This window comes from Neorhizobium vignae, from assembly GCF_000732195.1.
Lineage (GTDB): Bacteria > Pseudomonadota > Alphaproteobacteria > Rhizobiales > Rhizobiaceae > Neorhizobium > Neorhizobium vignae.
Genome location: NZ_JNNU01000005.1, coordinates 161,559 through 182,099, shown reverse-complemented (window position 1 = coordinate 182,099; position 20,541 = coordinate 161,559). Strand labels below are relative to the sequence as shown.

Below are 20,541 nucleotides of genomic sequence, written 5' to 3'. Positions count from 1 at the left end.
GGTTGCGTCCAACAGTATTTTCTCGTGTATGCTCGCGAACCAACATCACCCGTTTAATCGGCTGAGCAAGATTCGATGTCTCTGAACGCGCACCCACGTGAGATCGGCTTTGTCCTGTTTAGCGGACTGACCCAGCTCGATTTGACGGGGCCTTGGGAAGTTCTGACGCGGCTGCCCAATACCCGTTGCCATCTGCTGGCTGACGGACGCGCTCCTGTTCGAAGTGCGAGCGGACTGAGCATCGTCCCAAGCATGCTGCTTGAAGAATGCGGTCAGCTCGACATCGTGGTTGTTCCGGGCGGGCCTGGCCATTTGGATGCGATGCAGGACGAACGCCTTCTTTCGTTTCTACGGCGCCAGGAGCCCGGCTGCCAGTTCCTGATGGCAGCCTGCACGGGCACGTTGGTGCTTGCTGCCGCTGGTCTGCTTCAGGGCTACGAGTGCACCACTCACTGGACGGCGCTGCATCGGCTCTCAGCTTTTGGAGCAATTCCCGTAAACCGGCGGGTCGTATTTGACCGGACGCGAGCCACCGGTGGCGGCGTGACGGCAGGTATCGACCTTGGCCTGGTCATGGCCGCCAAGCTGGCAGGTGAAGAGGCCGCGCGGAAAATCCAGTTGATGATGGAATATGCGCCTGAACCTCCATTCGCCGGATCGCCCATGACCGCCGACCCTGCGACGGTTAGGGCGCTGGAACCACCAGCCGATGTCACGGACCAGATAAGAGCCATTGATGCCGGCGCGATATCCAGACTTCGGGGGTAATGTCGGCTCGCATAGCGGCTGCGGGCCTGCGACAGAGCCAGGCTTTTCTGCGATCTCGACCAAGGTCTCAAACGCAGTGCCAACGGTGGTCCGGCCGGAAGCCGCCCCGGCGCTCACGATACCCGGATCTGCGGTCCCCCAAACGAAAAGAGCGCCCGGCTTTCACCGGACGCCCTTCTTTGAAAACGCTTCCCCGCTTACTTAGCAGCCAGGAATTCACCCACTTCGAGCACGCTGAACTCGTTGTTGTCGGCCTTGTCGACGGCGCGGCCGGCGGAGAAGGGCAGGTTGTTGTCGTTGCCGATGATGATGTGGGTGGCGTCGATGACGTCGACGTTTTCGATTGTCACGAACGGCATGTCGTAGACGCCGGCGACGCTGCCGGCCTTCTTCTTGTTGTCCGGGTCCTGGATGTTCATCAGGTCGATATAGCCGATCTTGCGGACCGCCTTGCCGACATTGGCGTCGGTCATTTCGATCTTGTAGACGCGCTTGTGCTTGGCAGGTGCGTTGAAGCAGGTCGGCTCCGGCTTTGCCGGGTCGGCGCAGGGCTTGTCGGCGGTGCCGGCGCCGTTGTCGCGTTCGATGACGAGCGCGGTGGTCGCGTCGATCATGTTGAAATCGCCGATCGCCTCGCCGCCCTTGGAGAGCGGGTAGAGCCAGGAGCGGCCGGTCCACTTCTTGGAGGCAACGTCGAACTCGACGACGCGCAGCGCGGTCAGCCCGTCTGCGTCTTCGACCTTGCCGTCTTCCTTGTAGAGCGGGCCTTCGAGCAGGCCGTAGAGCTTGGCGCCGTCCTTGGACATTGCAAGGCCTTCATAGCCGCCGGAACGCTTCACGTTGAAGACCGGTGCCTTGGCGGCCGGGTTGGCCTGCAGCTGGACGAGCGGGCTGTCGGGAGACGTGACCGGCTTGCCGTCCACGAGCGTCGATACGACGTCGGTCAGGCGACCCTGCATGTCGACCTTGATGATGTAGGGGCCGAACTCGTCGCCGAGCCAGAAGCCGTCGGCAACCGGCTGGATCGATTCGATGTCGAAATCGGCGCCGGTGAGGTAGCGCGTTTCCGAAGCTTCCGTGACGATCGGGAACGGCGCGATCTTGTTCGGGTCCGAGAGGAAGACGTTCTTGACGACTTCGGCCTTGTTGCCGGCCCAGTCGAATTTCATCTGGTGGAGGAACAGCATCGCGTCGGAGGAATTGCTCTTGCCGCCGAAACCGTTGTCCGACAGCGTCCAGAACGTGCCGTCAGCCATGGTCTTGATGCCGGAAAAACCCTGGATCGGCTGGCCGTCGAGCGGCAGCTTGACGTCCGTCACGCGGGCGCCGTCCTTGCCCGGCAGGGTGCCGAGGGCTTCGGTGCGCTTGCGGTCGGCGGTGGTGAACTTGCCGGAGGTCTTGAGGAATGCCGGCGCATCGGCCGGAGCCGCGACGACCGTGTTGGCGGGCAGGATCGCCTGGCCGGTGAGCTTGGCCGGGAAAACCTTGTCGTCAGCGGAAGCGGAGCCGCCGATCAGCGCGGCGAGCGCGACGGTAGCAAGCAGAAAGCGAGTCATGGGATCACCTGTTGGTTGGCGTGTCGAAGACGCCAACCGGTTAAGGCGAGTGCATGACGGTGAGGTGATGGAAGATTGACGCTTCGATGAAGCTTTGATGACGGTAATTTCACAAATGCCACGGCAACTTAGGCGCTACGCTTAAGCGCCATCCAGCGGCCCGGCGTCATGCCGAATGTCTTCTTGAAATGACGGGTGAAATGGGCCTGATCGGCAAAGCCCGTATCGACCGCGATATCCGCCAGGCTGCCGCCTTGCGACAGCAGGGCCTTTGCCCGGTCGAGCCGGCGCATGACGAGATAGCGGTGCGGGCTGGTGCCCAGAAGGTTCCGGAATTGCCTGGCGGTGGTGTAGCGGTCGAAGCCGCTCACCTCTTCGAGCTCTTCGGAGGAGACCGTCCGGTCCGTGTTCGCCTGCAGGTAATCGCGGCAGCGCAGCACAGCCTCTTGCGCGCGCGGCGTGCCCGCCGCACCGCCCCTGCCATCCGCATGGCGCCAGAGGCTTGTCGCAAGCCGGGCGATCAGGTCGTCGAGCAGCAGGTCCTGCGGCTCGGCTTCGAGATCGTCCAGGGCTTCGGAAAGACACTGCCGGAATTCCGCATCCGCGATGATCGGGTCGGGCACGAAGGGCAGGCCGCGCGACCCGCCGGCTGCCTCGATCAACCGTTCCGGCGGCAGGTAGAGCATGCGGTAGCGTAGCCCGGCGTCGGTGCCGGCCGCCCCGTCATGCACCTCGTCCGGATGCAGCACGATGACATTGCCGGGCAGGCTGGCGCGGGCGGCACCGCGATACTGGAAGGTCTGTACGCCGGAAAGCGTCAGCCCGATCGCATAGGTGTCGTGGCGATGCGGCTCGAAACCAAGCCCGTGGAACCGTGCCTCGATCCGCTCGATGCCGCGCGAGGAGGGCGCCTGGACGATGCCGTCAGGCGCGCCTCTTGCGCTGCCGTCAGATGTATTTGCGGCGTTGCACGAACGTTCAAGACCCACGGCATCGGCTGCCGTTATCTCGTCAGTTCTCGCATAACCTTCGACGGAGTTGTTCTTCATGTTCGATACCAAGATCGCGATCGTGCTTCGCGATGACCTCGCCCCCTGGCAGGAGCTCAACGTGACCGCGTTTCTGACGAGCGGCATCATCGCGCAAAATCCCGCGATCATCGGCCAAGCATATCGGGATGCGGCGGGTCATGTCTACAATCCGATGAGCATCCAGCCGATCGTGGTGTTGACCGCCGACAAGGAGACGCTGCGCACCATCCACCGGCGGTCGCTGGAACGGGAGGTGACGACGTCTGCCTATATCGAGGAAATGTTCTCGACCGGCCATGATGCGGCCAACCGCGAGGTGTTCGCACAATTCTCGCCGGAGGATGCGAAGTTGGTGGGCATCGCGATCAGGACCGAGAAGAAGATCGTCGACAAGATCACCAAAGGGTCGAAAATGCATGCGTGACGGCGACGAAGGCCGTCCTCGGAATGATCCAGAGTGCCGTGATCGGCGTGGTCGAGGCCACGACATAGGCGGCGATGCTGAGGAGCAGGTAGTTGAGCCAGGCGACGTGCTTCGCCGTCATCAGGCCCGGCAGGGCGACGAGCAGGTTGGCCGCGCAGATCACCCGGACGATCGGGCGGTTCCAGAGCGGTGAAAAGACCCCGAACCCTGCCGTTTCCATGAGGACAACGAGCAATAACGAGAGCAGGGCGACGACGGCGATCAGGACATTCGATGTCGGGCAGCGCATCGGTCGCTCAGGCCTCCAGCTACGCGAAGTTCGAGGCAAGCGGTCAAGGGCATAACCCTTAAAGCTCCACCGCCTCGACCTTCTTGTTGACGAAGCGCAGGGCCACGCCGCCGCTGATCAGTTTCAAGGCGGTTTCTCCGAAAAGGTCGCGGCGCCAGCCGTGCAAGGCTCCGACATTGGCTGCCTCGCCCTCGGCGGCGATCCTTTCGAGATCGTCGGTATTGGCGATGATCTTGGCGGCGACACCCTGCTTGTCGGAGATCAGCTTCAGGAGAACCTTGAGCAGCTCCACGGCGGCGGCGGTGCCTTCCGGGACATGCACATGTTTCGGCGCATGCGGCATCTCGGTCTTCGGCAGGGCGAGAGCGGCATTGACCGCTTCGATGATGGCGGCGCCGGAGGCGGAGCGCTCCCAGCCCTTTGGAATGGTGCGAAGCCGCGACATGGCTTCCACGTCCTTCGGCTGCTGCTGGGCGATCTCGTAGATCGCGTCGTCCTTCAGCACGCGGGAGCGCGGCACGTTGCGGCTGCGTGCTTCGCGCTCGCGCCAGGCGGCGACGTATTTCAGGACGGCGAGTTCGGTCGGCTTGCGCAGCCGCGACTTGAGGCGCGCCCATGCGTCGTCCGGATGCAGGTCATAGGTGCCGGGAGATTCCAGCACGGCCATTTCCTCGGTCAGCCACAGCGCCCGGCCTTCCCGTTCCAGCTGAGCCTTGAGGAACAGGTAGACGTCGCGAAGATGGGTAACGTCGGCCAGCGCGTATTCGAGCTGCTTGTCGGAAAGCGGCCGGCGGCTCCAGTCGGTGAAGCGCGAGGACTTGTCGATATGGACGTCCTTGATGCGGCTGACGAGCTGATCGTAGGAGACCGAATCCCCGAAGCCGCAGACCATGGCGGCGACCTGGGTGTCGAAGATCGGATGCGGCACCAGATTGCCGAGATGGTGGATGATTTCGATATCCTGGCGGGCGGCGTGAAACACCTTGGTGACGGCGGGATTGGCCATCAGCTCGAAGAAGGGTTTCAGGCTCAGCCCCTTGGCGAGCGGATCGACGAGAACTTCCACCGTCGGGCTCGCCATCTGGATGAGGCACAGCTCGGGCCAGAAGGTCGTTTCCCTGAGGAACTCGGTGTCGATGGTGATGAAGTCCGATTGGGCCAGCTGGATGCAGGCTTCTTCGAGTGCGGCGGTCGTCTGGATCATCGTTTCATTCACGTGAGGGTGATCAACCTTCCTTCTCCTTCCCGCCGCATATGTCAATACGCAACGGTGTTTAACCTTTACTCCCGCTCGTCTTTATCGGGTCTATCGGGCGGGCCGGCGAGCCTGTTGAAATAGGCCGATGTCCGGAGCAATGCCCGGAAGCGCCCGGAACGCTCCGACGGGGGAACGGAGGGACGCGCCCGCATCCGCCTCAACGTAAAGATCATGAAGCCGAGGAAGATGAACGATGTATAGGCGAAAAAGGCGCGTGGTCCGCAATACTGCAGCAGGATCGAGGCGAGCAGCGGCCCGACCGTCGCTCCGACAGACCAGTAGAACAGGAGGCCGGCCGAAACCAGCGCATGCTCGCCGGGCTTGGCGTAATCGTTGCCATGCGCCGAGCACAGCGAATAGAGCGGCATCGAGAAGGCGCCGAACAGGAAGACGCTAACGATATTGGCGGTCTCGCTGGTGCCGGCACCGAAGGAGAGGTAGGCGCCGGTGACGATCGAGCCGATCGTCGTCCACAGGATGACGCGGCGCCGGTCGAGCCTGTCGGAATAGATGCCGAGCGGATATTGGAGCACCACGCCGCCGACGATGCCGGCGCTCATGAAGGTGGCGATCGAGGTGATGCTCATGCCGATCTCTGCCGCATAGATCGGCCCGATATTGCGGAAGGCTGCCATCGACAGGCCGACCGAAATGACACCCACGACCGCGAGCGGCGAGATACGCCAGACAGCCTTCAGGTCGAAGGAGATCGTTTCCGGCGGCGCCGGGCTCGACTTGTCGGCGATCGAGATCGGCACCAGCGACAGGATCAGCGCAATCGCGATGATGTTGAAGATGACCGGCCCTTCTATGCCGACGGTCGGGATGATGTATTGCGCCACCGTCACCGAGCCGAGGTCGACGAAACGGTAGATGGAGAGCGTGCGCGCCCGGTTGGCATTGGTGACCTTGGCGTTGATCCAGCTCTCGACCGTCGCAAACAGGCTGGCGACCGCAATGCCGATCACGAAGCGCATCGCGAACCAGAAAGTCGGGTCTATGATCATCGACATGCCGATCGAAGCCGATGCGGTGACCGCGGCCATCGCCGAGAAGGTGCGGATATGGCCGATCTGCCGGAGCAGCCGCGTCACGTACATGCAGCCGAAGGCGAAACCGATGCTGTAGCCGGCGCCGATCATGCCGATGGTCGAGGGCGAAAACCCTTCGGCCGAGCCGCGCAGCGCGATATAGGTGCCCTGCAGTCCGTTGCCGCCGATCAGGATGCCTGCAGTGACAAGGAGGGGGATCAGGGGACGGATATGGCTCATGGGGGAGGGCTTTGCGCGGGAATCGGGAGAGTCGCTGGATGGTTCTACCGTTTTATATCCCGAACCATCGGCAGGGCCAGCGATAAGCGACACGCCTGGTCTTTCTAATGTGAACCCCTCATGGAGAGGGCGATACGCGGCCTGTTCGGGGCTGCCGGGGCATGCTGGCCGCCGCCAGATATCCCTCCGTCCCTTTGCGGCGTTTTGGGCGGCAGATCGGTTCTGCCTTGACAAAGCATGTCCATCATGCGCTTTTCCCGCCGATTTTCCATAAAGCCGGCAGGCCGTGCTACGCACGCCGAAAGACCGCAAAACTTAACCGTCCAGGATACTGAAATGCACCGTTACCGCAGCCATACCTGTGCCGCCCTCAAGAAGTCCGACGTCGGATCGACCGTCCGCCTGTCCGGCTGGGTGCATCGCGTGCGAGATCACGGCGGCGTGCTGTTCATCGACCTTCGCGACCATTACGGCATGACCCAGGTCGTCGCCGATCCGGACAGCCCTGCCTTCAAGACCGCCGAGATCGTCCGCGGCGAGTGGGTCATCCGCATCGACGGCCTCGTCAAGGCGCGCTCGGAAGACACCGTCAACAAGGGCATGGCGACCGGCGAGATCGAACTCTACGCCCAGGAAATCGAGGTGCTCTCCGCCGCCAAGGAACTGCCGCTGCCGGTATTCGGCGAGCCGGATTATCCGGAAGACGTGCGCCTCAAGTACCGCTTCCTCGACCTGCGCCGCGAGACCCTGCACAGGAACATCGTCAAGCGCACCCAGATCATCTCCGACATGCGCCGCCGCATGGGCGAGATCGGCTTCGCCGAATATTCGACGCCGATCCTGACCGCTTCGTCCCCGGAAGGCGCTCGCGACTTCCTGGTGCCGAGCCGCATCCATGAAGGCAAGTTCTTCGCGCTGCCGCAGGCGCCGCAGCAGTACAAGCAGCTGCTGATGGTCGCTGGTTTCGACCGCTACTTCCAGATCGCCCCCTGCTTCCGCGACGAAGACCCGCGCGCCGACCGCCTGCCGGGCGAGTTCTACCAGCTCGACCTGGAAATGAGCTTCGTCACCCAGGAAGACGTCTGGAACACGATGGGTCCGGTCATGACCGGTGTGTTCGAACAGTTCGCCGAAGGCAAGCCGGTCACCAAGGACTGGCCGCGGATTCCCTATGACGTGGCGATCCGCAAATACGGTTCCGACAAGCCGGATCTGCGCAACCCGATCGAGATGCAGGCCGTCACCGAACATTTTGCCGGCTCCGGCTTCAAGGTGTTCGCCGGCATGATCGCCTCGAACCCGAAGGTTGAAGTCTGGGCCATCCCAGCCAAGACCGGCGGTAGCCGCGCATTCTGCGACCGCATGAACGCCTGGGCGCAGTCGACCGGCCAGCCGGGCCTCGGCTACATCTTCTGGCGCAAGGAAGGCGACAAGCTCGAAGGCGCCGGCCCGCTCGCCAAGAACATCGGCGAAGAGCGTACTGAAGCGATCCGCACCCAGCTCGGTCTCGACGACGGCGACGCCTGCTTCTTCGTCGCCGGCGACCCGGCCAAGTTCTACAAGTTTGCAGGCGAAGCCCGCACCCGCGCCGGCGAGGAGCTGAACCTTGTCGACCGCGATCGTTTCGAGATGTGCTGGATCGTCGACTTCCCGTTCTACGAATGGAGCGAGGAAGAAAAGAAGCTCGATTTCGCCCACAACCCCTTCTCCATGCCGCAGGGCGGCATCGAGGCGCTGGAAAACCAGGATCCGCTGACGATCAAGGCGTTCCAGTATGACGCGGTGTGCAACGGCTTCGAAATCGCTTCGGGCTCGATCCGTAACCAGTCGCCGGAACTGATGGTCAAGGCCTTCGAAAAGGTCGGCCTCAGCCAGGCGGATGTCGAGGACCGGTTCGGCGGCATGTACCGTGCGTTCCAGTACGGCGCGCCTCCGCATGGCGGCGCCGCTTTCGGCATCGACCGTATCGTCATGCTGCTCGTCGGCGCCAAGAACCTGCGCGAAGTGACGCTGTTCCCGATGAACCAGCAGGCCCAGGATCTGCTGATGGGCGCCCCGTCGCCGGCAACGCCGCAGCAGTTGCGCGAACTGGCCATCCGCGTCGTGCCGACGCCGAAGAAGGACTGAGTTCTCTGTAGAACGTAAAAAGCCCGGCCAAGCGCCGGGCTTTTTGATTCAATCTCTGAGGATGACCGGCCTAAAGATCGGCGGCGACGGCTTTTTTCAGGTCCAGCGTGAACTGACCCCACATGCCTTCGAGGGTGGTGTTGGTCAGTCCCACAAGCGTGATTTTCTTCGTCAGATCCATGAACCAGTGGTGGCCGTAGACGCCGCCCCATTGCAGCGAACCGGGCGAAACCGGCAGGCCTGCCTTTGCCGGATCGAGCACGATCGCCCAGCCGAAACCGAACCCGAAGCCCGGCCGCGTCGGCTCCAGCAGATCGCCGATCTGGTTTGTCGTCATCTGCCGGACCGTCTTTTCAGAGAGCAGCGGCGCGCCGCCCTTGGCGATGGTTTCGAGCACTGTCAGCACGTCTAAGGCGGTCCCGGCCATGCCGCCGCCGCCGGAATGGAAGGAGGCGGGGTTGAAGATCCGGTCCGGCGCGAACGCCACCGATCCGTCGAGCGCACGGACCTTTTCCGTCTCGCCCATGCGCTTCGGTTCGGGTGAACCGTCTACGTAAGGCGCCGCGAGCCGGCTGCGGTCGGTGACGGTGAAGCCGGTATCGGAAAGGCCGAGCGGCCGCATGACCAGTTCGGCGACGGCCTCGCCGAGGCGTTTGCCGGTCTCCTTTTCGATGACGCCGCCGAGCACGTCCATCGAGACCGAATATCGCCAGCCGGTGCCGGGGGCAAAGAGCAGCGGCACCGAGGCGATGCGGCGCAGGTTCTCTTCGAGCGAGAGGCCCGGCTGATCGACGCCATCCGACACGCCGGCGCGAGCATAAGGGCCGTCTTCCAGTTCGAAACTATAGCTGAGGCCGGACGTGTGGGTGAGGAGATGCCGGATGAGGATCGTCGCTTCGGACCCGTCTTCGAGCCGGGGCCGGAAGTCGGGCAGCCATTTCGTCACCGGGTCGTCGAGGCCTATGCGGCCCTGTTCGATCAGTCGCATGGCGGTGATGGTGACGATCGGCTTGGTGATCGAGGCCAGGCGGAAGATTGTGTCCTCGCTGGCCTTCAGGCCCGCTTCCCTGTCCGCCAATCCGGCGGCGCGGCGGTAGACGATCTCGCCGTCCCTGGCGACCATCACCACGGTGCCGACGAGCCGCCTGGCGGCAAGGGCATCATCGATCGCCGCGTCGATCGTGGGGCAGAATATCCGGGTCGATGGTTGGATTGGCAAATTCATGGGGTAAAACCTCCGCTAAAGACATCGTTATCTAGGGGCGCCTCGCAGAGGGACGATCCTGTGAGTGACAAAAAAACATCTGCCCATGCCCGGTTGTCGCTCCCAGCCTCGTCACCCAATGGTGCCGCTCGCGCCCGCCTGGGGCGTCAGGATGCCGTCCAGGCGTCCCGTGCGTCAAGCGAATAGGGGGAACCATATCCGCGCGCTTGTGTTGTTAGAACAGCAGAAGCACAGGGAGAAAAAGATATGCGCAAGACCCTACTGGCCGCATCGGCGGTCCTGATCGCACTCTCGGGCGCGGCTTACGCCCAGACGACGATCGTCACCCAGGATCCGGTCACGACAAATTCGACGGTCATCCTGCCCGGCCAGGTCCGAACCTACGTCATGGAGCAGAGCGTTCCTTCAATCTCCTACGAGGGAGAGATCGCTGTCGGCGCCGCCCTTCCGGAGACGGTAGAAGTGCGCAGGGTGGATGGTTACGACGATTATGCCTACACGGTCGTCAACGATCGACGCGTTATCGTCAATCCGCAGACCCGAACCGTCATCCAGGTTCTGGAATAATTTCATCCGGCTCTTTAGAGCAACAAAAAACCCGGCGGGCGATCGCCGGGTTTTTTCATGTCGGGTGGGCCTCAGTCGTTGGCGGTGACCTTGACGCCGAGAACCTTGGGCAGCGTGTTCGGCGCGCCCATCGCGGCGCCCATGATCATCGGGAAGGGAACGGCATCGGCCGGCTCGGCAGTGATCGTGAAGCTGCCCGGCTTGTCGAGATAGGTGTTGACGGCAGCGCTCACCATGTTCTGCAGTTCCGGCACGTTGTACTGCGCCAGCATCAGGGGCGTCATGCCCTTCAGCATCTGCGCCATGGCTTCGCCCGTGGTACCCTGGCTCTTGCCGGCGTAGTCGAGGGCCCGCTTGGTGATGCCGGCATCCTCGAAGCGGATTTCGGCGCTGTTGAAGGTGAGGCGCTGCATCAGGCCGAGCATCGCAAGGCCTGCGGCCTGCTGGGCCTCTTCCTTGTTCGGATTGGCTTCCATCGCCTTGGCGGTCTCGTTCGCCGACTTGATGAAGTCGAGCGTGTAGCCGGACATGCTGAAGGCGAGGTTGAATTTGCCGACCTTGGCAAAATCGAGAGCGTATTCGTCGATATCGAGCGTGCCGTCCTCGAGGGTCCAGGCGCCGGACATGACAACCTTGCCGTCAAGCGAGGTGACGCCGAGCTGCTGCAGCGTGTCCTTGGTCTGCGCGTCCTCGACGAGGCTGAGGTCGCTCTTGATGCCGTTGACCTGGAGGTCGAAGCCGACGGAGGAATTGTCGTCGGCAACCTCGGTGGTGACGTTGGTCTCGTCGACCGAGAAGGCCGGCTTGCCGTCGATGGTGGCCGTTATCTTGCCGACATGGGCTTCGTCATAGAGCAGGATCGCATCGAGGCTGTCGCCGGTCGCATTGGCCGGCACGGTAAGGCCGCTGATCGAGATGTCCGAGGCGGTGAAAGCGGTCTTGTCCTCGGTGGCGTTGACGTTGTCGAACGTGACCTTCTCCACCGTGTAGCCGCCGTTATCCTCTTCGACGCCCTGGAACTTGACCGTGCCGAGCGGCAGGCTCTGCTTGCCGGCCTGGATCAGGAACTTGGCATTGGTGAGCGTGACGTCCGAACCGCTGACGGTGGCCTTTTCAGCCGAGAAGCCGCCGCCGCCCTGGACCGAAAGCGCGCTGTTGATCTTGGCGACGAGATCGTTGCCGTCGAGCGCGAATGCCGGGCCGGCGAAAGTCGAAAGTGCTGCGCCGGCGAGCAGAAGTCGGGCCTTGGTGGAGTATTGCATCGAAGTTCCTCCTGGCGGGCAATGTCCGGCCCGCGATCGTTTAGGGTTTGTCTATAGTTCGGTCTGCTTGTTCGCGGCACCTTATAGGCAAGCCGGGTAAAAGGTTTATGGCTGTGTTCCACATTCCTTTCGTCAAAATTGCGGCTGACGATTCAGGGTAAACCAAACACTGATTTCCGCTTGGGAACAGCCTTCATCCACAGGCTGTCGCCCTTACTTTCTTGCCGAGAATCAGGCTTTCCGCTAGTCAAGGCCCATGGGAAAAAATCTGACACCACCTTCCGGCGACGGCGGCGACAACATCCTGCCGGTCGATCTGAAAGCAGCGCTCGAAGAGCGTTACCTCGCCTATGCGCTTTCCACAATCATGCATCGTGCGCTGCCGGACGTGCGCGACGGCCTTAAACCCGTCCACCGCCGCATCGTCTACGCGATGAGCGAGATGGGCCTGCGCCCCAACGCCGCCTTCCGCAAATGCGCAAAGATCGTCGGCGAGGTGATGGGTAATTTCCATCCGCACGGCGACCAGTCGATCTACGATGCGCTGGCACGCCTTGCGCAGGATTTCTCCCAGCGTTATCCGCTCGTCAACGGCCAGGGCAATTTCGGCAATATCGACGGCGATAGTCCTGCCGCGATGCGTTATACCGAGAGTAAGATGACGGCGGTTTCCGAACTGCTGCTCGAAGGCATCGACCAGGACGCGGTGGATTTCCGCGACACCTACGACGAATCGAATTCGGAACCCGTCGTCTTGCCCGGCGCCTTCCCGAACCTGCTGGCGAACGGCACGTCGGGCATCGCGGTCGGCATGGCGACGTCGATCCCGCCGCACAATGTCCACGAACTCTGCGATGCGGCGCTGCACCTGATCAAGAACCCGGCGGCGACCGTCGAGGACCTGATGGCGGATCCGGCCGAGCCCGCGAAGGGCGGCATCGAAGGCCCCGATCTGCCGACCGGCGGCATCATCATCGACAGCCGGGAATCGACCGTCGAGGCCTACAAAACCGGCCGCGGCGGTTTTCGCGTCCGCGCCCGCTGGGTGATCGAGGATCTCGGCCGCGGCGGTTATCAGATCGTCGTCACCGAAATTCCGTTCCAGGTGCAGAAGTCGCGCCTGATCGAGAAGATCGCCGAACTGCTGCTCGCCCGCAAGCTGCCGCTTCTCGAAGACGTGCGCGACGAATCGGCCGAAGACGTCCGCGTCGTGCTGGTGCCGAAGAGCCGCACGGTCGATGCGACCCTGCTGATGGAATCGCTGTTCAAGCTTTCCGAGCTGGAAACCCGCCTCCCGCTCAACATGAACGTGCTCTCCATGGGCCGCGTGCCCAAGGTGATGGCGCTCAACGAAGTGCTGCTGGAATGGCTGGCGCATCGCCGCGACGTGCTGGTGCGCCGCTCGCGCTTCCGGCTGGCCGCGATCGACCGGCGGCTGGAAATCCTCGGCGGCCTCTTGATCGCCTACCTCAATATCGACGAGGTGATCCGCATCATCCGCGAGGAGGACGAGCCGAAGCCTGTGATGATGGAGCGCTGGTCGCTCTCCGACATCCAGGTCGAGGCGATCCTCAACATGCGGCTGCGCGCCTTGCGCAAGCTCGAAGAGTTCGAGATCCGTACCGAGCACGAGAACCTCACCAAGGAGAAGGCGGATATCGAATCGCTGCTCGCCTCCGAGGACAAGCAGTGGCGGGTGATCGAGCACGAGATCCAGGACGTCCGCAAGAATTTTGCCAAGGGCCGCGGCAAGCCCTATGCGCGCCTTACGACCTTCGCCGACGCACCGGATGCCGATATCGACGCGATCAACCAGGCGATGATCGAGAAGGAACCGATCACCGTCGTCGTTTCCCAGAAGGGCTGGATCCGCGCGCTGAAGGGCCATATCTCGGATACCTCGACGCTCACCTTCAAGGAAGGCGACGGGCCGAAGATCGCGTTTACGGCACAGACGACCGACAAGCTGCTGCTCGTCACGACCGGCGGCAAGGTCTATACGCTCGGCGCCGACAAATTGCCGGGCGGCCGAGGCCATGGCGAGCCGATCCGCATCATCGTCGACATGGAGAACGACCAGGACATCCTGACCGCCTTCGTCCATGAGCCATCGCGCAAGCTGATCGTCGCATCGACCGCGGGCAACGGTTTTGTCGTGGCCGAAAGCGAGATGATCGCCAATACCCGCAAGGGCAAGCAGATCATGAATGTCGCCATGCCGGACGAGACGAAGCTGGTTGTGCCGGTCTCGGGCGATCACGTTGCGGTCGTCGGCGAGAACCGCAAGCTGCTGGTCTTTCCGCTGACCCAGTTGCCGGAAATGACCCGCGGCAAGGGCGTGCGCCTGCAGCGCTACAAGGATGGCGGCATTTCCGACATCCGCTGCTTCACCATGGCCGACGGCCTTTCCTGGGAAGACAGCGCCGGCCGCTCGTTCACCCGCAACAAGGACGAGTTGCTGGAATGGATCGCCGACCGCGCCACCGCCGGTCGCGCCGTTCCGAAGGGTTTTCCGCGAAGCGGGAAGTTTGCTGGGTGAGATCAGGTAAGGGGAATGGTGTGATCGCGCAGGAAACGCGTCGCACCTTCTTCGTCGATCTCGCCGGCGGCGACCGCGAGAACGAATTTGTAGAGAATGGTTTCATCGGTTTCGATGAAGTAGCCGTTGCCCATCAGGAACACGCCTGCGGCGACGATGGCGATCCGTTTATTGCCATCGATGAAGGCGTGGTTCATGGCCAAGCCTAAGAGATATGCAGCGGCCAGTTCAATTAAGTCATTGCAGCCGTAAGCGACTTTGTCGAGCGGCCGCATCAAAGCTGATTCCAGGGTGCCTTGGTCCCGTAGACCGTAGGAGCCTCCGAATTTTTCGATCTGTCTTTTGTGCAGATGCTCGACAACGGGCCGCGACAGGAAGTTGAAACGCATTATTCAGCCAGCTTTTTAAGCGCGACCTTATATTTATCCATGAAGCGTTCAGCGTGTTCGAGCTGACGTGCAAATTCGTCGTCGATCGGCTTCAGAACTAGCTGTCCTGCTTCTTCAGCCAAATTGACGCTATCTCCCGCCTTCAGGCCCATGCGGTCCAGAATTTCCTTCGGGATGATGATTCCTTCGGAATTGCCGATTTTACGAATGGCGACGTTCATAGCTCAATCCTGATGTTGCAACGTTGTTATAACATGGAAGCTGCTTTTTGAATAGCTGCAATTCACGCCGCCCGGGTCCGGATCCTCTCCACCCGCCGCATCTGCCGTGCGGAATAACCGATCAGCGCCAGCACCAGGATCGCGCCGCCGAGAAGAGTGCGGGCGGACGGGATTTCGGCAAAGATCAGCCAGACCCAGATCGGTGCAAGAATGGTTTCGAGCAGGTAGAACATGCCGACTTCGGGGCCGGAGAGGTATTTCGGGCCGGTCGCCAGGCACCAGAAGGCGAGCGGCATCATGATCGCGCCGTCGAATAGCACCCAGACGGGTTCTGCGACCGCAAAGCCGCCCGTGCCGGCAAGAGCAGAGGCGCCGACGAAGGAAAGGCCGATCGTTGCCGGAATGATGGTGGCGACCAGCGGCACGAAACCCATGTCGATGCGCGCCACCCGGCCGAACGTGATCGCCAGTGCAAGCAGGAACGAGGCCGTTGCCGCCAGGATGTCGCCGAGGAGATGGCCGCCGGCAAGCCCGCCCGAAACGATCAGGCCGACGCCGAAAAACATCACCAGCATTGTGACGAGCGTCGAAGGCGAGGGACGTTCCTTCAGGACCAGCCAGCCCAGAATGGCGGCATACATGGGCGTGAAGGCGACGATGAAGACGACGTTGGCCGTCGCCGTGTTGAAGACGGCGCCGAGAAAGGCGATCGTCGAAATGCCGTAGCAAAGCCCGGCGGCAAGACCTGCCTTGCCGGGGACCAGCGCCGGACGGGTCGATCTGAAGCGGCGGACGAGCAGCCACAGGATGACGGCGGCGGCGAAGGTAGCCGTGCTGCGCAGCGCGACCGTCGACCACATCTCGCCATGCCCGAGACGGACGAGCGGCACGTCGAAGGAGAGCGCAAGGCCGCCGATGGCGGTGAGCACGAGGCCCTTTTTGTGATCGTTCATGAGGTGATTTCAGATGTCCGTGGCGGGATCGAAGATTTCCCAACCGCGCGGGGTCAGGTGTTCCTGGGGCTGGAAGCGGGTCTTGTAGCCCATCTTCGCCGAACCCTTGACCCAGTAACCGAGATAGACATGCGGCAGGCCGAGCGACCTGGTGCGGGCAATGTGGTCGAGGATCATGAAGGTCCCGAGCGAGCGCTTTTCATATTCCGGATTGAAGAAGGAATAGACCATCGACAGGCCGTCGCTCATCATGTCGGTGAGCGCGACGGCAAGCAGTTCGCCCTTCGGCTCGACACTGATGCCGGAGCCCGGCTCGCGGCGGCGGTACTCGATGATTCGGGTGTTCACATGCGTGTCCTCGACCATGATCGCATAGTCGAGCGCCGACATGTCAGACATGCCGCCCCGCTGATGGCGGTCGTCGAGATAGCGGCGGAAGAGCGAGAACTGTTCGGTGGAGGGCTGCGCCGGATAGACCGTTGCGATCACGTCGCGGTTGGTGGCGAGAACCCGTTTCATCGAGCGCACGGGCTCGAATTCGTGAGCGAGGATGCGCACGGAAATGCACGCGCGGCAGGATTCGCAGGCCGGCCGGTAGGCTATGTTCTGCGAACGGCGGAAACCGCCCTGGGTCAGTAGGTCGTTCATCTCGGCGGCGCGCGGGCCTACCAGGTGAGTGAAGACCTTTCGCTCCATTTCACCCGGGAGATAGGGACAAACTGCCGGGGCCGTCAGGTAGAACTGCGGTGAGGGCGTTGCCTGCGTGTTCATTGCGTCGTGGCAGTCCGGTCTTCAGGATCGTAAATGTCATACCATGGCGCATAAAAGCGAAACGTCAACCATATGCTGCGACAGGCAGCCTGCTAATGCCATAAACTTTCGGCGAGTAGCGTAATCGTTACGACGTACGCACCACGACCGTGCCGAGCAACAGGTCGTGCACGAGACGCGAACGCTCGATGAACAGACCCGCGAGCAGGATGAGTGGTGTCAGCACCGAATTGATGATCCAGAAGATCACCGTGTGGGCCATGGCGGTGAGGAAATCCATCCGCCGGCCATCGAGCCGCACCATGGCGAGCCCCATGGCGCGCATGCCGGGCGAGGCCTGCGCCGAGCCGCCAAGCGTCATCCCGAAATAGAGAAGGGCGACGATTACGAACAGGGCCGGATAGAGCATGAAGCCCAGACCGAGCGTGATGATGCCGAGGAAGAACACCACGACCGCGGCCGGAATGCACAAAAGCAGCACGATCACGTAGTCGATGATGAAGGCGAACACCCGGCGTGAAAGAACGCCGCTATAGGCGCGCCAGTCGTCCGGTGCGGCATAGGTCGGGTTCGGGTCGAGGCTCATCGTTTCAACATCTCCTGTTTCTCCCCGATAATATGGGAAGAGACCGCCGCGGCAACAAGACTCATCCGTTTTTTGCCAGTTTCTTCGCGGCTTCGACCGCAAAATACGAAAGAATGCCGTCGCAGCCGGCGCGCTTGAAGCAGAGCAGCGTCTCCATCATGACCCGCTCGCCGTCGATCCAGCCGTTCATCGCGGCGGCCTTGATCTGCGTGTACTCGCCGGAGACCTGGTAGGCGAAGACGGGCAGGCCGAACGCTTCCTTGATGCGCCAACAGATGTCGAGATAGGCGATGCCGGGCTTGACCATCAGCATGTCGGCGCCTTCCTCGACGTCGAGAGCCGCATCCCGCACCGCTTCGGTGCCGTTGGCCGGCGAGATGTAATAGCTGTTCTTGTCGCCCTTCAGCAGGCCGCTGGTATTGATCGCCTCGCGATAGGGGCCGTAGAAACCGGACGAGAATTTCGTCGCATAGGACATGATGCCGACATCCTGATGGCCGGCGGCATCGAGGCCGCGGCGGATGGCACCGATGCGGCCGTCCATCATTTCCGACGGCGCGATGATGTCGGCGCCGGCATCCGCCTGCATGACGGCGGCGCGCACGATCTGGTCGACCGTCTCGTCGTTGACGATCACGCCGTCCCGGAGAATCCCGTCATGGCCGTGGCTGGTGAACGGATCGAGCGCCACGTCGGTGATGATGCCGATATTCGGCACCGCTTTCTTGAAAGCGGCGGTCGCCTGGTTGATCAGGTTGTTGGCGACCAGGCTGTTGGAGCCGGTCTCGTCGCGCAGTTCCATCTCGATATCGGGGAAGGTGGCGATCGCCGGAATGCCGAGATCGGCCGCTTCCCTTACCGCCTCGACCGCCTTGTCGACGCTCATGCGGTTTACGCCGGGCATGGCGGCGATCGGATCGACGATGCCGGTGCCGGGAACGATGAAGATCGGCCAGATCAGGTCGTCCACCGTCAGCCGGTTCTCCTGCACCAGCCTGCGCGTCCAGTCGGCCTTGCGGTTGCGCCGCATGCGGCGGTGCCCGGTGATCTCGTCGACCAAATGCGTCTTGTCCATGGCAAAGTCTCCAGCTTCTCTTCCCGTGCGCGCGTCATTATCATGCAGCACGCCGTTTGCGAATGGGAACGATCGCCGCAGTCGAGGCGCGGCTAGATCCAAAGATCGTTTTGAGCAGTCCGTTCGCCGCCCTCGTTGCCGGTGTTCAAGACGCCGCGCGGCTCGATGACCATCATCTTCACTTCCTTTTCGGCGAACGGCTTGTGCTGCACGCCCTTCGGCACCACGAACATTTCGCCTGGACCGATGTGAACGCTGCCGTCGCGGAAGTCGATCCGCAAATGGCCTTCGATAACGATGAAGGCTTCATCCGTTTCCGGGTGATCGTGCCATATGAAATCGCCTTCGATGCGGACGAGCTTGAACTGGTAGTCGTTCATTTCGGCGACCACACGCTGCTGCCAGAGGTCGGGTATCCGTGCGAGCTTCTCGGCGAGGTTTATCGGCGTATGTGAAAAGTTCCGATCGGTCATGTCTTCTCCTTTGACTGGCGGCAAACCCTATCAGGAGGAGCGGCAGAGCTCTTGAACGATCGTGCAGGCGGCGGGCTGGTACTGGCGGTCGGCGACCGCGGCGGCTAGTGTAGTTTCATGGAACCCGATTCACTCACGGTGCCGAAGCGCACGCTGACCGAAATTCTCTACGTCGTCTTCCTCAGGCTGGTCGCGGTCGCCTGTTTCTGGTTCGGCCTGCAATATTGGGCGATGCTGGTCGGCTATTCGCTGAAGGGCATGGCCCGCTTCGATCTGCTGGCGCTTCCCTGGAAGGTGGCGGCGTCTTCGCTTGCCGTGCTGTTTCCCGTTGCCTCGCTCGGCCTCTGGCTCACCGTCTCCTGGGGCCCGGTACTCTGGGCGATCGCCGCAATCTCGCAGGTGTCGATGTATATCGTCTGGCCGGAGATATTCGGACACAACCGTCTCGTTCCCCTCATGCACGGCCTCGTGGCCGCGCTTTACGTCGTATTTCGGCTCTCTTTGTGGGTCGAGGCGCGCCGCAAGGCGGAGCGGGTAAGGATCGATTCACCTTGAAATTAAAGCTTTGACGGCCGAATTTGACTGGGAATTCGCCGCTAAGTGATTGATTTGTTTTAAATCTGAATGGCCGCATCCTGGGCTGGCGAGGCCGGGCCGGAATTCGAAGAAACGCGTTAAGCGCCTGTTAAGCCTATGTTTTAAGTCGAATTTTATGCGTATTGGATAGTGTCTGTCTCAAGGCGGGAAGAAACAAACACCGCCAAACAAAACAGGATGAGGCAGTCATGATGAACACGAAACTGAAGCCGCAGGCGGCACCGGCAGTAGCAGATCCGCATGAAGATACCATTCGCGCCCTGTACATGGAATCGCTGCATCTGGTCGAGCGCCTGCACCGCCGCCTTCTCGATGTGATCAAGGACGAGTTCGACCGCCAGGGTCGCGACGACGTCAACGCCGTCCAGGCTCTCCTGCTGTTCAACATCGGCAATTCGGAACTGACGGCCGGCGAACTGCGCTCCCGCGGTTATTATCTCGGCTCGAACGTCTCCTACAACGTCAAGAAGCTGGTCGATCTCGGCTTCATCAACCACCAGCGCTCGCGCATCGACCGCCGCTCGGTCCGCATCAGCCTGACGCCGGAAGGCCAGGAGATCGCCGAGGCTGTCGGTAAGCTCTACGAGCGCCACATCGGCTCGATCGAAAAGGTCGGCGGCATCGGCGAGGGCGAGTTCTCTCAGATGAACAAGCTGCTCCAGCGCCTCGACCGCTTCTGGAACGACCAGATCCTTTACCGCCTTTAATCCACAAAGGGCTTGCGAAACACTCCATTACCTCCAGTCATGCGGTGCTACGCAAAAGCGTAACGGGGCGTCGGAAGACGCGCCGTTACGCTTGTTTGCGTGCGGGCTGCGGAGCCGCTGGCGGATACGGCCTATCGCTGAGCCAGCAGAGCGCGGCCGGCGTTCCTGATCGTGAGGGCCGAGTCCGCCATCTGCGCAACCAAGCCGGCGGACATCGCGGCGGCGAGGGTCTCCGTGTAGTCTTCGCCCTGGAGGCCGTGCTTCTTACAGTAGTTCTGTACGGCTCCGCGGGTGGAGGTCGGCGAGACGCCAAACTTGTTGTTCTGGAAAGCATTGACAATAATTTGGTATTTTTCGTCCAGGGTCACGGTAGCTCTCCAATGGGTGATGTTTGGGGTGCCTACCAGTATGGGGGCCGGGTTGATAGACGAATTCTGCCATCAGCGTCGGAA

General features: G+C 62.0%; 22 protein-coding genes. 7 read left to right on the top strand and 15 right to left on the bottom strand.

What is annotated here, in order from left to right:
- Nucleotides 1–75: 75 nt before the first annotated feature.
- A complete protein-coding gene (locus tag GQ59_RS10005; RefSeq protein WP_037080701.1) occupies nucleotides 76–768 on the top strand; it encodes a DJ-1/PfpI family protein in 693 nt (230 codons plus the stop codon).
- Between the two features lie 197 nt (nucleotides 769–965).
- Here the strand turns inward: GQ59_RS10005 and GQ59_RS10000 are convergent, their stop codons facing one another.
- Nucleotides 966–2,324 (bottom strand): esterase-like activity of phytase family protein, encoded by a 1,359-nt coding sequence (locus GQ59_RS10000; protein ID WP_037080699.1) that lies wholly within the window; start codon nucleotides 2,322–2,324, stop codon nucleotides 966–968.
- Nucleotides 2,325–2,452: 128 nt separating this feature from the next.
- Nucleotides 2,453–3,373 (bottom strand): AraC family transcriptional regulator, encoded by a 921-nt coding sequence (locus GQ59_RS09995; protein WP_244447943.1) that lies wholly within the window; start codon nucleotides 3,371–3,373, stop codon nucleotides 2,453–2,455.
- Between GQ59_RS09995 and GQ59_RS09990 the strand changes: the two genes are divergently transcribed.
- A complete protein-coding gene (locus GQ59_RS09990; RefSeq protein ID WP_037080697.1) occupies nucleotides 3,372–3,779 on the top strand; it encodes a DUF2000 family protein in 408 nt (135 codons plus the stop codon). The genes GQ59_RS09995 and GQ59_RS09990 overlap by 2 nt on opposite strands.
- Here the strand turns inward: GQ59_RS09990 and GQ59_RS09985 are convergent.
- The 3 genes from GQ59_RS09985 to GQ59_RS09975 all read right to left on the bottom strand — a co-directional run bounded on the left by GQ59_RS09985 (nucleotide 3,751) and on the right by GQ59_RS09975 (nucleotide 6,597).
- Complete coding sequence (locus GQ59_RS09985) at nucleotides 3,751–4,068, bottom strand: hypothetical protein (RefSeq protein WP_037080695.1); 318 nt, start codon at nucleotides 4,066–4,068, stop codon at nucleotides 3,751–3,753. The genes GQ59_RS09990 and GQ59_RS09985 overlap by 29 nt on opposite strands.
- Before the next feature lie 58 nt (nucleotides 4,069–4,126).
- Nucleotides 4,127–5,272: a ribonuclease D gene (gene rnd, locus GQ59_RS09980; protein ID WP_037080693.1), complete on the bottom strand. Its 1,146-nt coding sequence runs from the start codon at nucleotides 5,270–5,272 to the stop codon at nucleotides 4,127–4,129.
- Between the two features lie 77 nt (nucleotides 5,273–5,349).
- A complete protein-coding gene (locus tag GQ59_RS09975; protein WP_037080692.1) occupies nucleotides 5,350–6,597 on the bottom strand; it encodes an MFS transporter in 1,248 nt (415 codons plus the stop codon).
- 336 nt (nucleotides 6,598–6,933) lie between these two features.
- Here GQ59_RS09975 and aspS point away from each other — a divergent pair, with 336 nt between their 5' ends.
- Nucleotides 6,934–8,724 carry an aspartate--tRNA ligase gene (gene aspS / locus GQ59_RS09970; protein WP_037080690.1) on the top strand — a complete coding sequence of 597 codons (1,791 nt, stop codon included), beginning with the start codon at nucleotides 6,934–6,936 and terminating at the stop codon, nucleotides 8,722–8,724.
- A gap of 70 nt (nucleotides 8,725–8,794) precedes the next feature.
- On the opposite strand, the gene GQ59_RS09965 is transcribed toward aspS, so the two are convergent.
- A complete protein-coding gene (locus GQ59_RS09965; protein WP_037080688.1) occupies nucleotides 8,795–9,949 on the bottom strand; it encodes a serine hydrolase domain-containing protein in 1,155 nt (384 codons plus the stop codon).
- 246 nt (nucleotides 9,950–10,195) lie between these two features.
- Between GQ59_RS09965 and GQ59_RS09960 the strand changes: the two genes are divergently transcribed.
- Nucleotides 10,196–10,516 carry a DUF1236 domain-containing protein gene (locus GQ59_RS09960; protein ID WP_037080685.1) on the top strand — a complete coding sequence of 107 codons (321 nt, stop codon included), beginning with the start codon at nucleotides 10,196–10,198 and terminating at the stop codon, nucleotides 10,514–10,516.
- Between the two features lie 71 nt (nucleotides 10,517–10,587).
- Here GQ59_RS09960 and GQ59_RS09955 read toward each other — a convergent pair whose 3' ends face one another.
- The gene (locus GQ59_RS09955) at nucleotides 10,588–11,778 is read right to left on the bottom strand and encodes an aq_1923 C-terminal domain (protein WP_037080684.1); all 1,191 of its coding nucleotides are present in this window, start codon (nucleotides 11,776–11,778) and stop codon (nucleotides 10,588–10,590) included.
- A 256-nt stretch (nucleotides 11,779–12,034) separates the two neighbouring features.
- Between GQ59_RS09955 and parC the strand changes: the two genes are divergently transcribed.
- Nucleotides 12,035–14,317, top strand: coding sequence for a DNA topoisomerase IV subunit A (gene parC / locus GQ59_RS09950; RefSeq protein WP_037080682.1), 2,283 nt, complete (start codon nucleotides 12,035–12,037; stop codon nucleotides 14,315–14,317).
- Between the two features lie 2 nt (nucleotides 14,318–14,319).
- Here the strand turns inward: parC and GQ59_RS09945 are convergent, their stop codons facing one another.
- From GQ59_RS09945 to GQ59_RS09915, 7 genes are all read right to left on the bottom strand, one after another.
- A complete protein-coding gene (locus GQ59_RS09945; protein ID WP_037080681.1) occupies nucleotides 14,320–14,706 on the bottom strand; it encodes a type II toxin-antitoxin system death-on-curing family toxin in 387 nt (128 codons plus the stop codon).
- A complete protein-coding gene (locus tag GQ59_RS09940; protein WP_037080679.1) occupies nucleotides 14,706–14,927 on the bottom strand; it encodes an AbrB/MazE/SpoVT family DNA-binding domain-containing protein in 222 nt (73 codons plus the stop codon). The genes GQ59_RS09945 and GQ59_RS09940 overlap by 1 nt, the downstream gene beginning before the upstream one ends.
- A 62-nt stretch (nucleotides 14,928–14,989) precedes the next feature.
- Nucleotides 14,990–15,880: a DMT family transporter gene (locus GQ59_RS09935; protein ID WP_037080678.1), complete on the bottom strand. Its 891-nt coding sequence runs from the start codon at nucleotides 15,878–15,880 to the stop codon at nucleotides 14,990–14,992.
- 9 nt (nucleotides 15,881–15,889) lie between these two features.
- Nucleotides 15,890–16,651 (bottom strand): arginyltransferase, encoded by a 762-nt coding sequence (locus tag GQ59_RS09930; RefSeq protein ID WP_037080676.1) that lies wholly within the window; start codon nucleotides 16,649–16,651, stop codon nucleotides 15,890–15,892.
- A 127-nt stretch (nucleotides 16,652–16,778) separates the two neighbouring features.
- Nucleotides 16,779–17,237, bottom strand: a complete 459-nt coding sequence (locus tag GQ59_RS09925) for an RDD family protein (protein ID WP_037080674.1) — start codon at nucleotides 17,235–17,237, stop codon at nucleotides 16,779–16,781.
- A gap of 61 nt (nucleotides 17,238–17,298) precedes the next feature.
- The gene (hemB, locus tag GQ59_RS09920; RefSeq protein WP_037080672.1) at nucleotides 17,299–18,312 is read right to left on the bottom strand and encodes a porphobilinogen synthase; all 1,014 of its coding nucleotides are present in this window, start codon (nucleotides 18,310–18,312) and stop codon (nucleotides 17,299–17,301) included.
- A gap of 92 nt (nucleotides 18,313–18,404) precedes the next feature.
- Nucleotides 18,405–18,785 carry a cupin domain-containing protein gene (locus tag GQ59_RS09915; RefSeq protein ID WP_037080671.1) on the bottom strand — a complete coding sequence of 127 codons (381 nt, stop codon included), beginning with the start codon at nucleotides 18,783–18,785 and terminating at the stop codon, nucleotides 18,405–18,407.
- A 117-nt stretch (nucleotides 18,786–18,902) separates the two neighbouring features.
- Here GQ59_RS09915 and GQ59_RS09910 point away from each other — a divergent pair, with 117 nt between their 5' ends.
- Nucleotides 18,903–19,340: a DUF6163 family protein gene (locus tag GQ59_RS09910; RefSeq protein WP_037080670.1), complete on the top strand. Its 438-nt coding sequence runs from the start codon at nucleotides 18,903–18,905 to the stop codon at nucleotides 19,338–19,340.
- Between the two features lie 233 nt (nucleotides 19,341–19,573).
- The gene (gene ldtR, locus GQ59_RS09905; RefSeq protein ID WP_037081118.1) at nucleotides 19,574–20,089 is read left to right on the top strand and encodes a transcriptional regulator LdtR; all 516 of its coding nucleotides are present in this window, start codon (nucleotides 19,574–19,576) and stop codon (nucleotides 20,087–20,089) included.
- A 131-nt stretch (nucleotides 20,090–20,220) separates the two neighbouring features.
- Here ldtR and GQ59_RS09900 read toward each other — a convergent pair whose 3' ends face one another.
- Nucleotides 20,221–20,457 (bottom strand): hypothetical protein, encoded by a 237-nt coding sequence (locus GQ59_RS09900; RefSeq protein WP_037080668.1) that lies wholly within the window; start codon nucleotides 20,455–20,457, stop codon nucleotides 20,221–20,223.
- Nucleotides 20,458–20,541 lie beyond the last annotated feature (84 nt).

Bases quoted from the DNA above. Each gene is read 5' to 3' on its own strand.
- GQ59_RS09960 (WP_037080685.1), top strand. From the start codon at position 10,196: ATGCGCAAGACCCTACTGGCCGCATCGGCGGTCCTGATCGCACTCTCG.
- GQ59_RS09915 (WP_037080671.1), bottom strand. From the start codon at position 18,785: ATGACCGATCGGAACTTTTCACATACGCCGATAAACCTCGCCGAGAAG.
- GQ59_RS09940 (WP_037080679.1), bottom strand. From the start codon at position 14,927: ATGAACGTCGCCATTCGTAAAATCGGCAATTCCGAAGGAATCATCATC.
- parC (WP_037080682.1), top strand. From the start codon at position 12,035: ATGGGAAAAAATCTGACACCACCTTCCGGCGACGGCGGCGACAACATC.
- GQ59_RS09930 (WP_037080676.1), bottom strand. From the start codon at position 16,651: ATGAACACGCAGGCAACGCCCTCACCGCAGTTCTACCTGACGGCCCCG.
- GQ59_RS09995 (WP_244447943.1), bottom strand. From the start codon at position 3,373: ATGAAGAACAACTCCGTCGAAGGTTATGCGAGAACTGACGAGATAACG.
- GQ59_RS09910 (WP_037080670.1), top strand. From the start codon at position 18,903: ATGGAACCCGATTCACTCACGGTGCCGAAGCGCACGCTGACCGAAATT.
- ldtR (WP_037081118.1), top strand. From the start codon at position 19,574: ATGAACACGAAACTGAAGCCGCAGGCGGCACCGGCAGTAGCAGATCCG.
- GQ59_RS09945 (WP_037080681.1), bottom strand. From the start codon at position 14,706: ATGCGTTTCAACTTCCTGTCGCGGCCCGTTGTCGAGCATCTGCACAAA.
- GQ59_RS10000 (WP_037080699.1), bottom strand. From the start codon at position 2,324: ATGACTCGCTTTCTGCTTGCTACCGTCGCGCTCGCCGCGCTGATCGGC.
- GQ59_RS09985 (WP_037080695.1), bottom strand. From the start codon at position 4,068: ATGCGCTGCCCGACATCGAATGTCCTGATCGCCGTCGTCGCCCTGCTC.
- GQ59_RS09990 (WP_037080697.1), top strand. From the start codon at position 3,372: ATGTTCGATACCAAGATCGCGATCGTGCTTCGCGATGACCTCGCCCCC.
- GQ59_RS09965 (WP_037080688.1), bottom strand. From the start codon at position 9,949: ATGAATTTGCCAATCCAACCATCGACCCGGATATTCTGCCCCACGATC.
- GQ59_RS09925 (WP_037080674.1), bottom strand. From the start codon at position 17,237: ATGAGCCTCGACCCGAACCCGACCTATGCCGCACCGGACGACTGGCGC.
- GQ59_RS10005 (WP_037080701.1), top strand. From the start codon at position 76: ATGTCTCTGAACGCGCACCCACGTGAGATCGGCTTTGTCCTGTTTAGC.
- GQ59_RS09975 (WP_037080692.1), bottom strand. From the start codon at position 6,597: ATGAGCCATATCCGTCCCCTGATCCCCCTCCTTGTCACTGCAGGCATC.
- hemB (WP_037080672.1), bottom strand. From the start codon at position 18,312: ATGGACAAGACGCATTTGGTCGACGAGATCACCGGGCACCGCCGCATG.
- aspS (WP_037080690.1), top strand. From the start codon at position 6,934: ATGCACCGTTACCGCAGCCATACCTGTGCCGCCCTCAAGAAGTCCGAC.
- GQ59_RS09955 (WP_037080684.1), bottom strand. From the start codon at position 11,778: ATGCAATACTCCACCAAGGCCCGACTTCTGCTCGCCGGCGCAGCACTT.
- rnd (WP_037080693.1), bottom strand. From the start codon at position 5,272: ATGATCCAGACGACCGCCGCACTCGAAGAAGCCTGCATCCAGCTGGCC.
- GQ59_RS09935 (WP_037080678.1), bottom strand. From the start codon at position 15,880: ATGAACGATCACAAAAAGGGCCTCGTGCTCACCGCCATCGGCGGCCTT.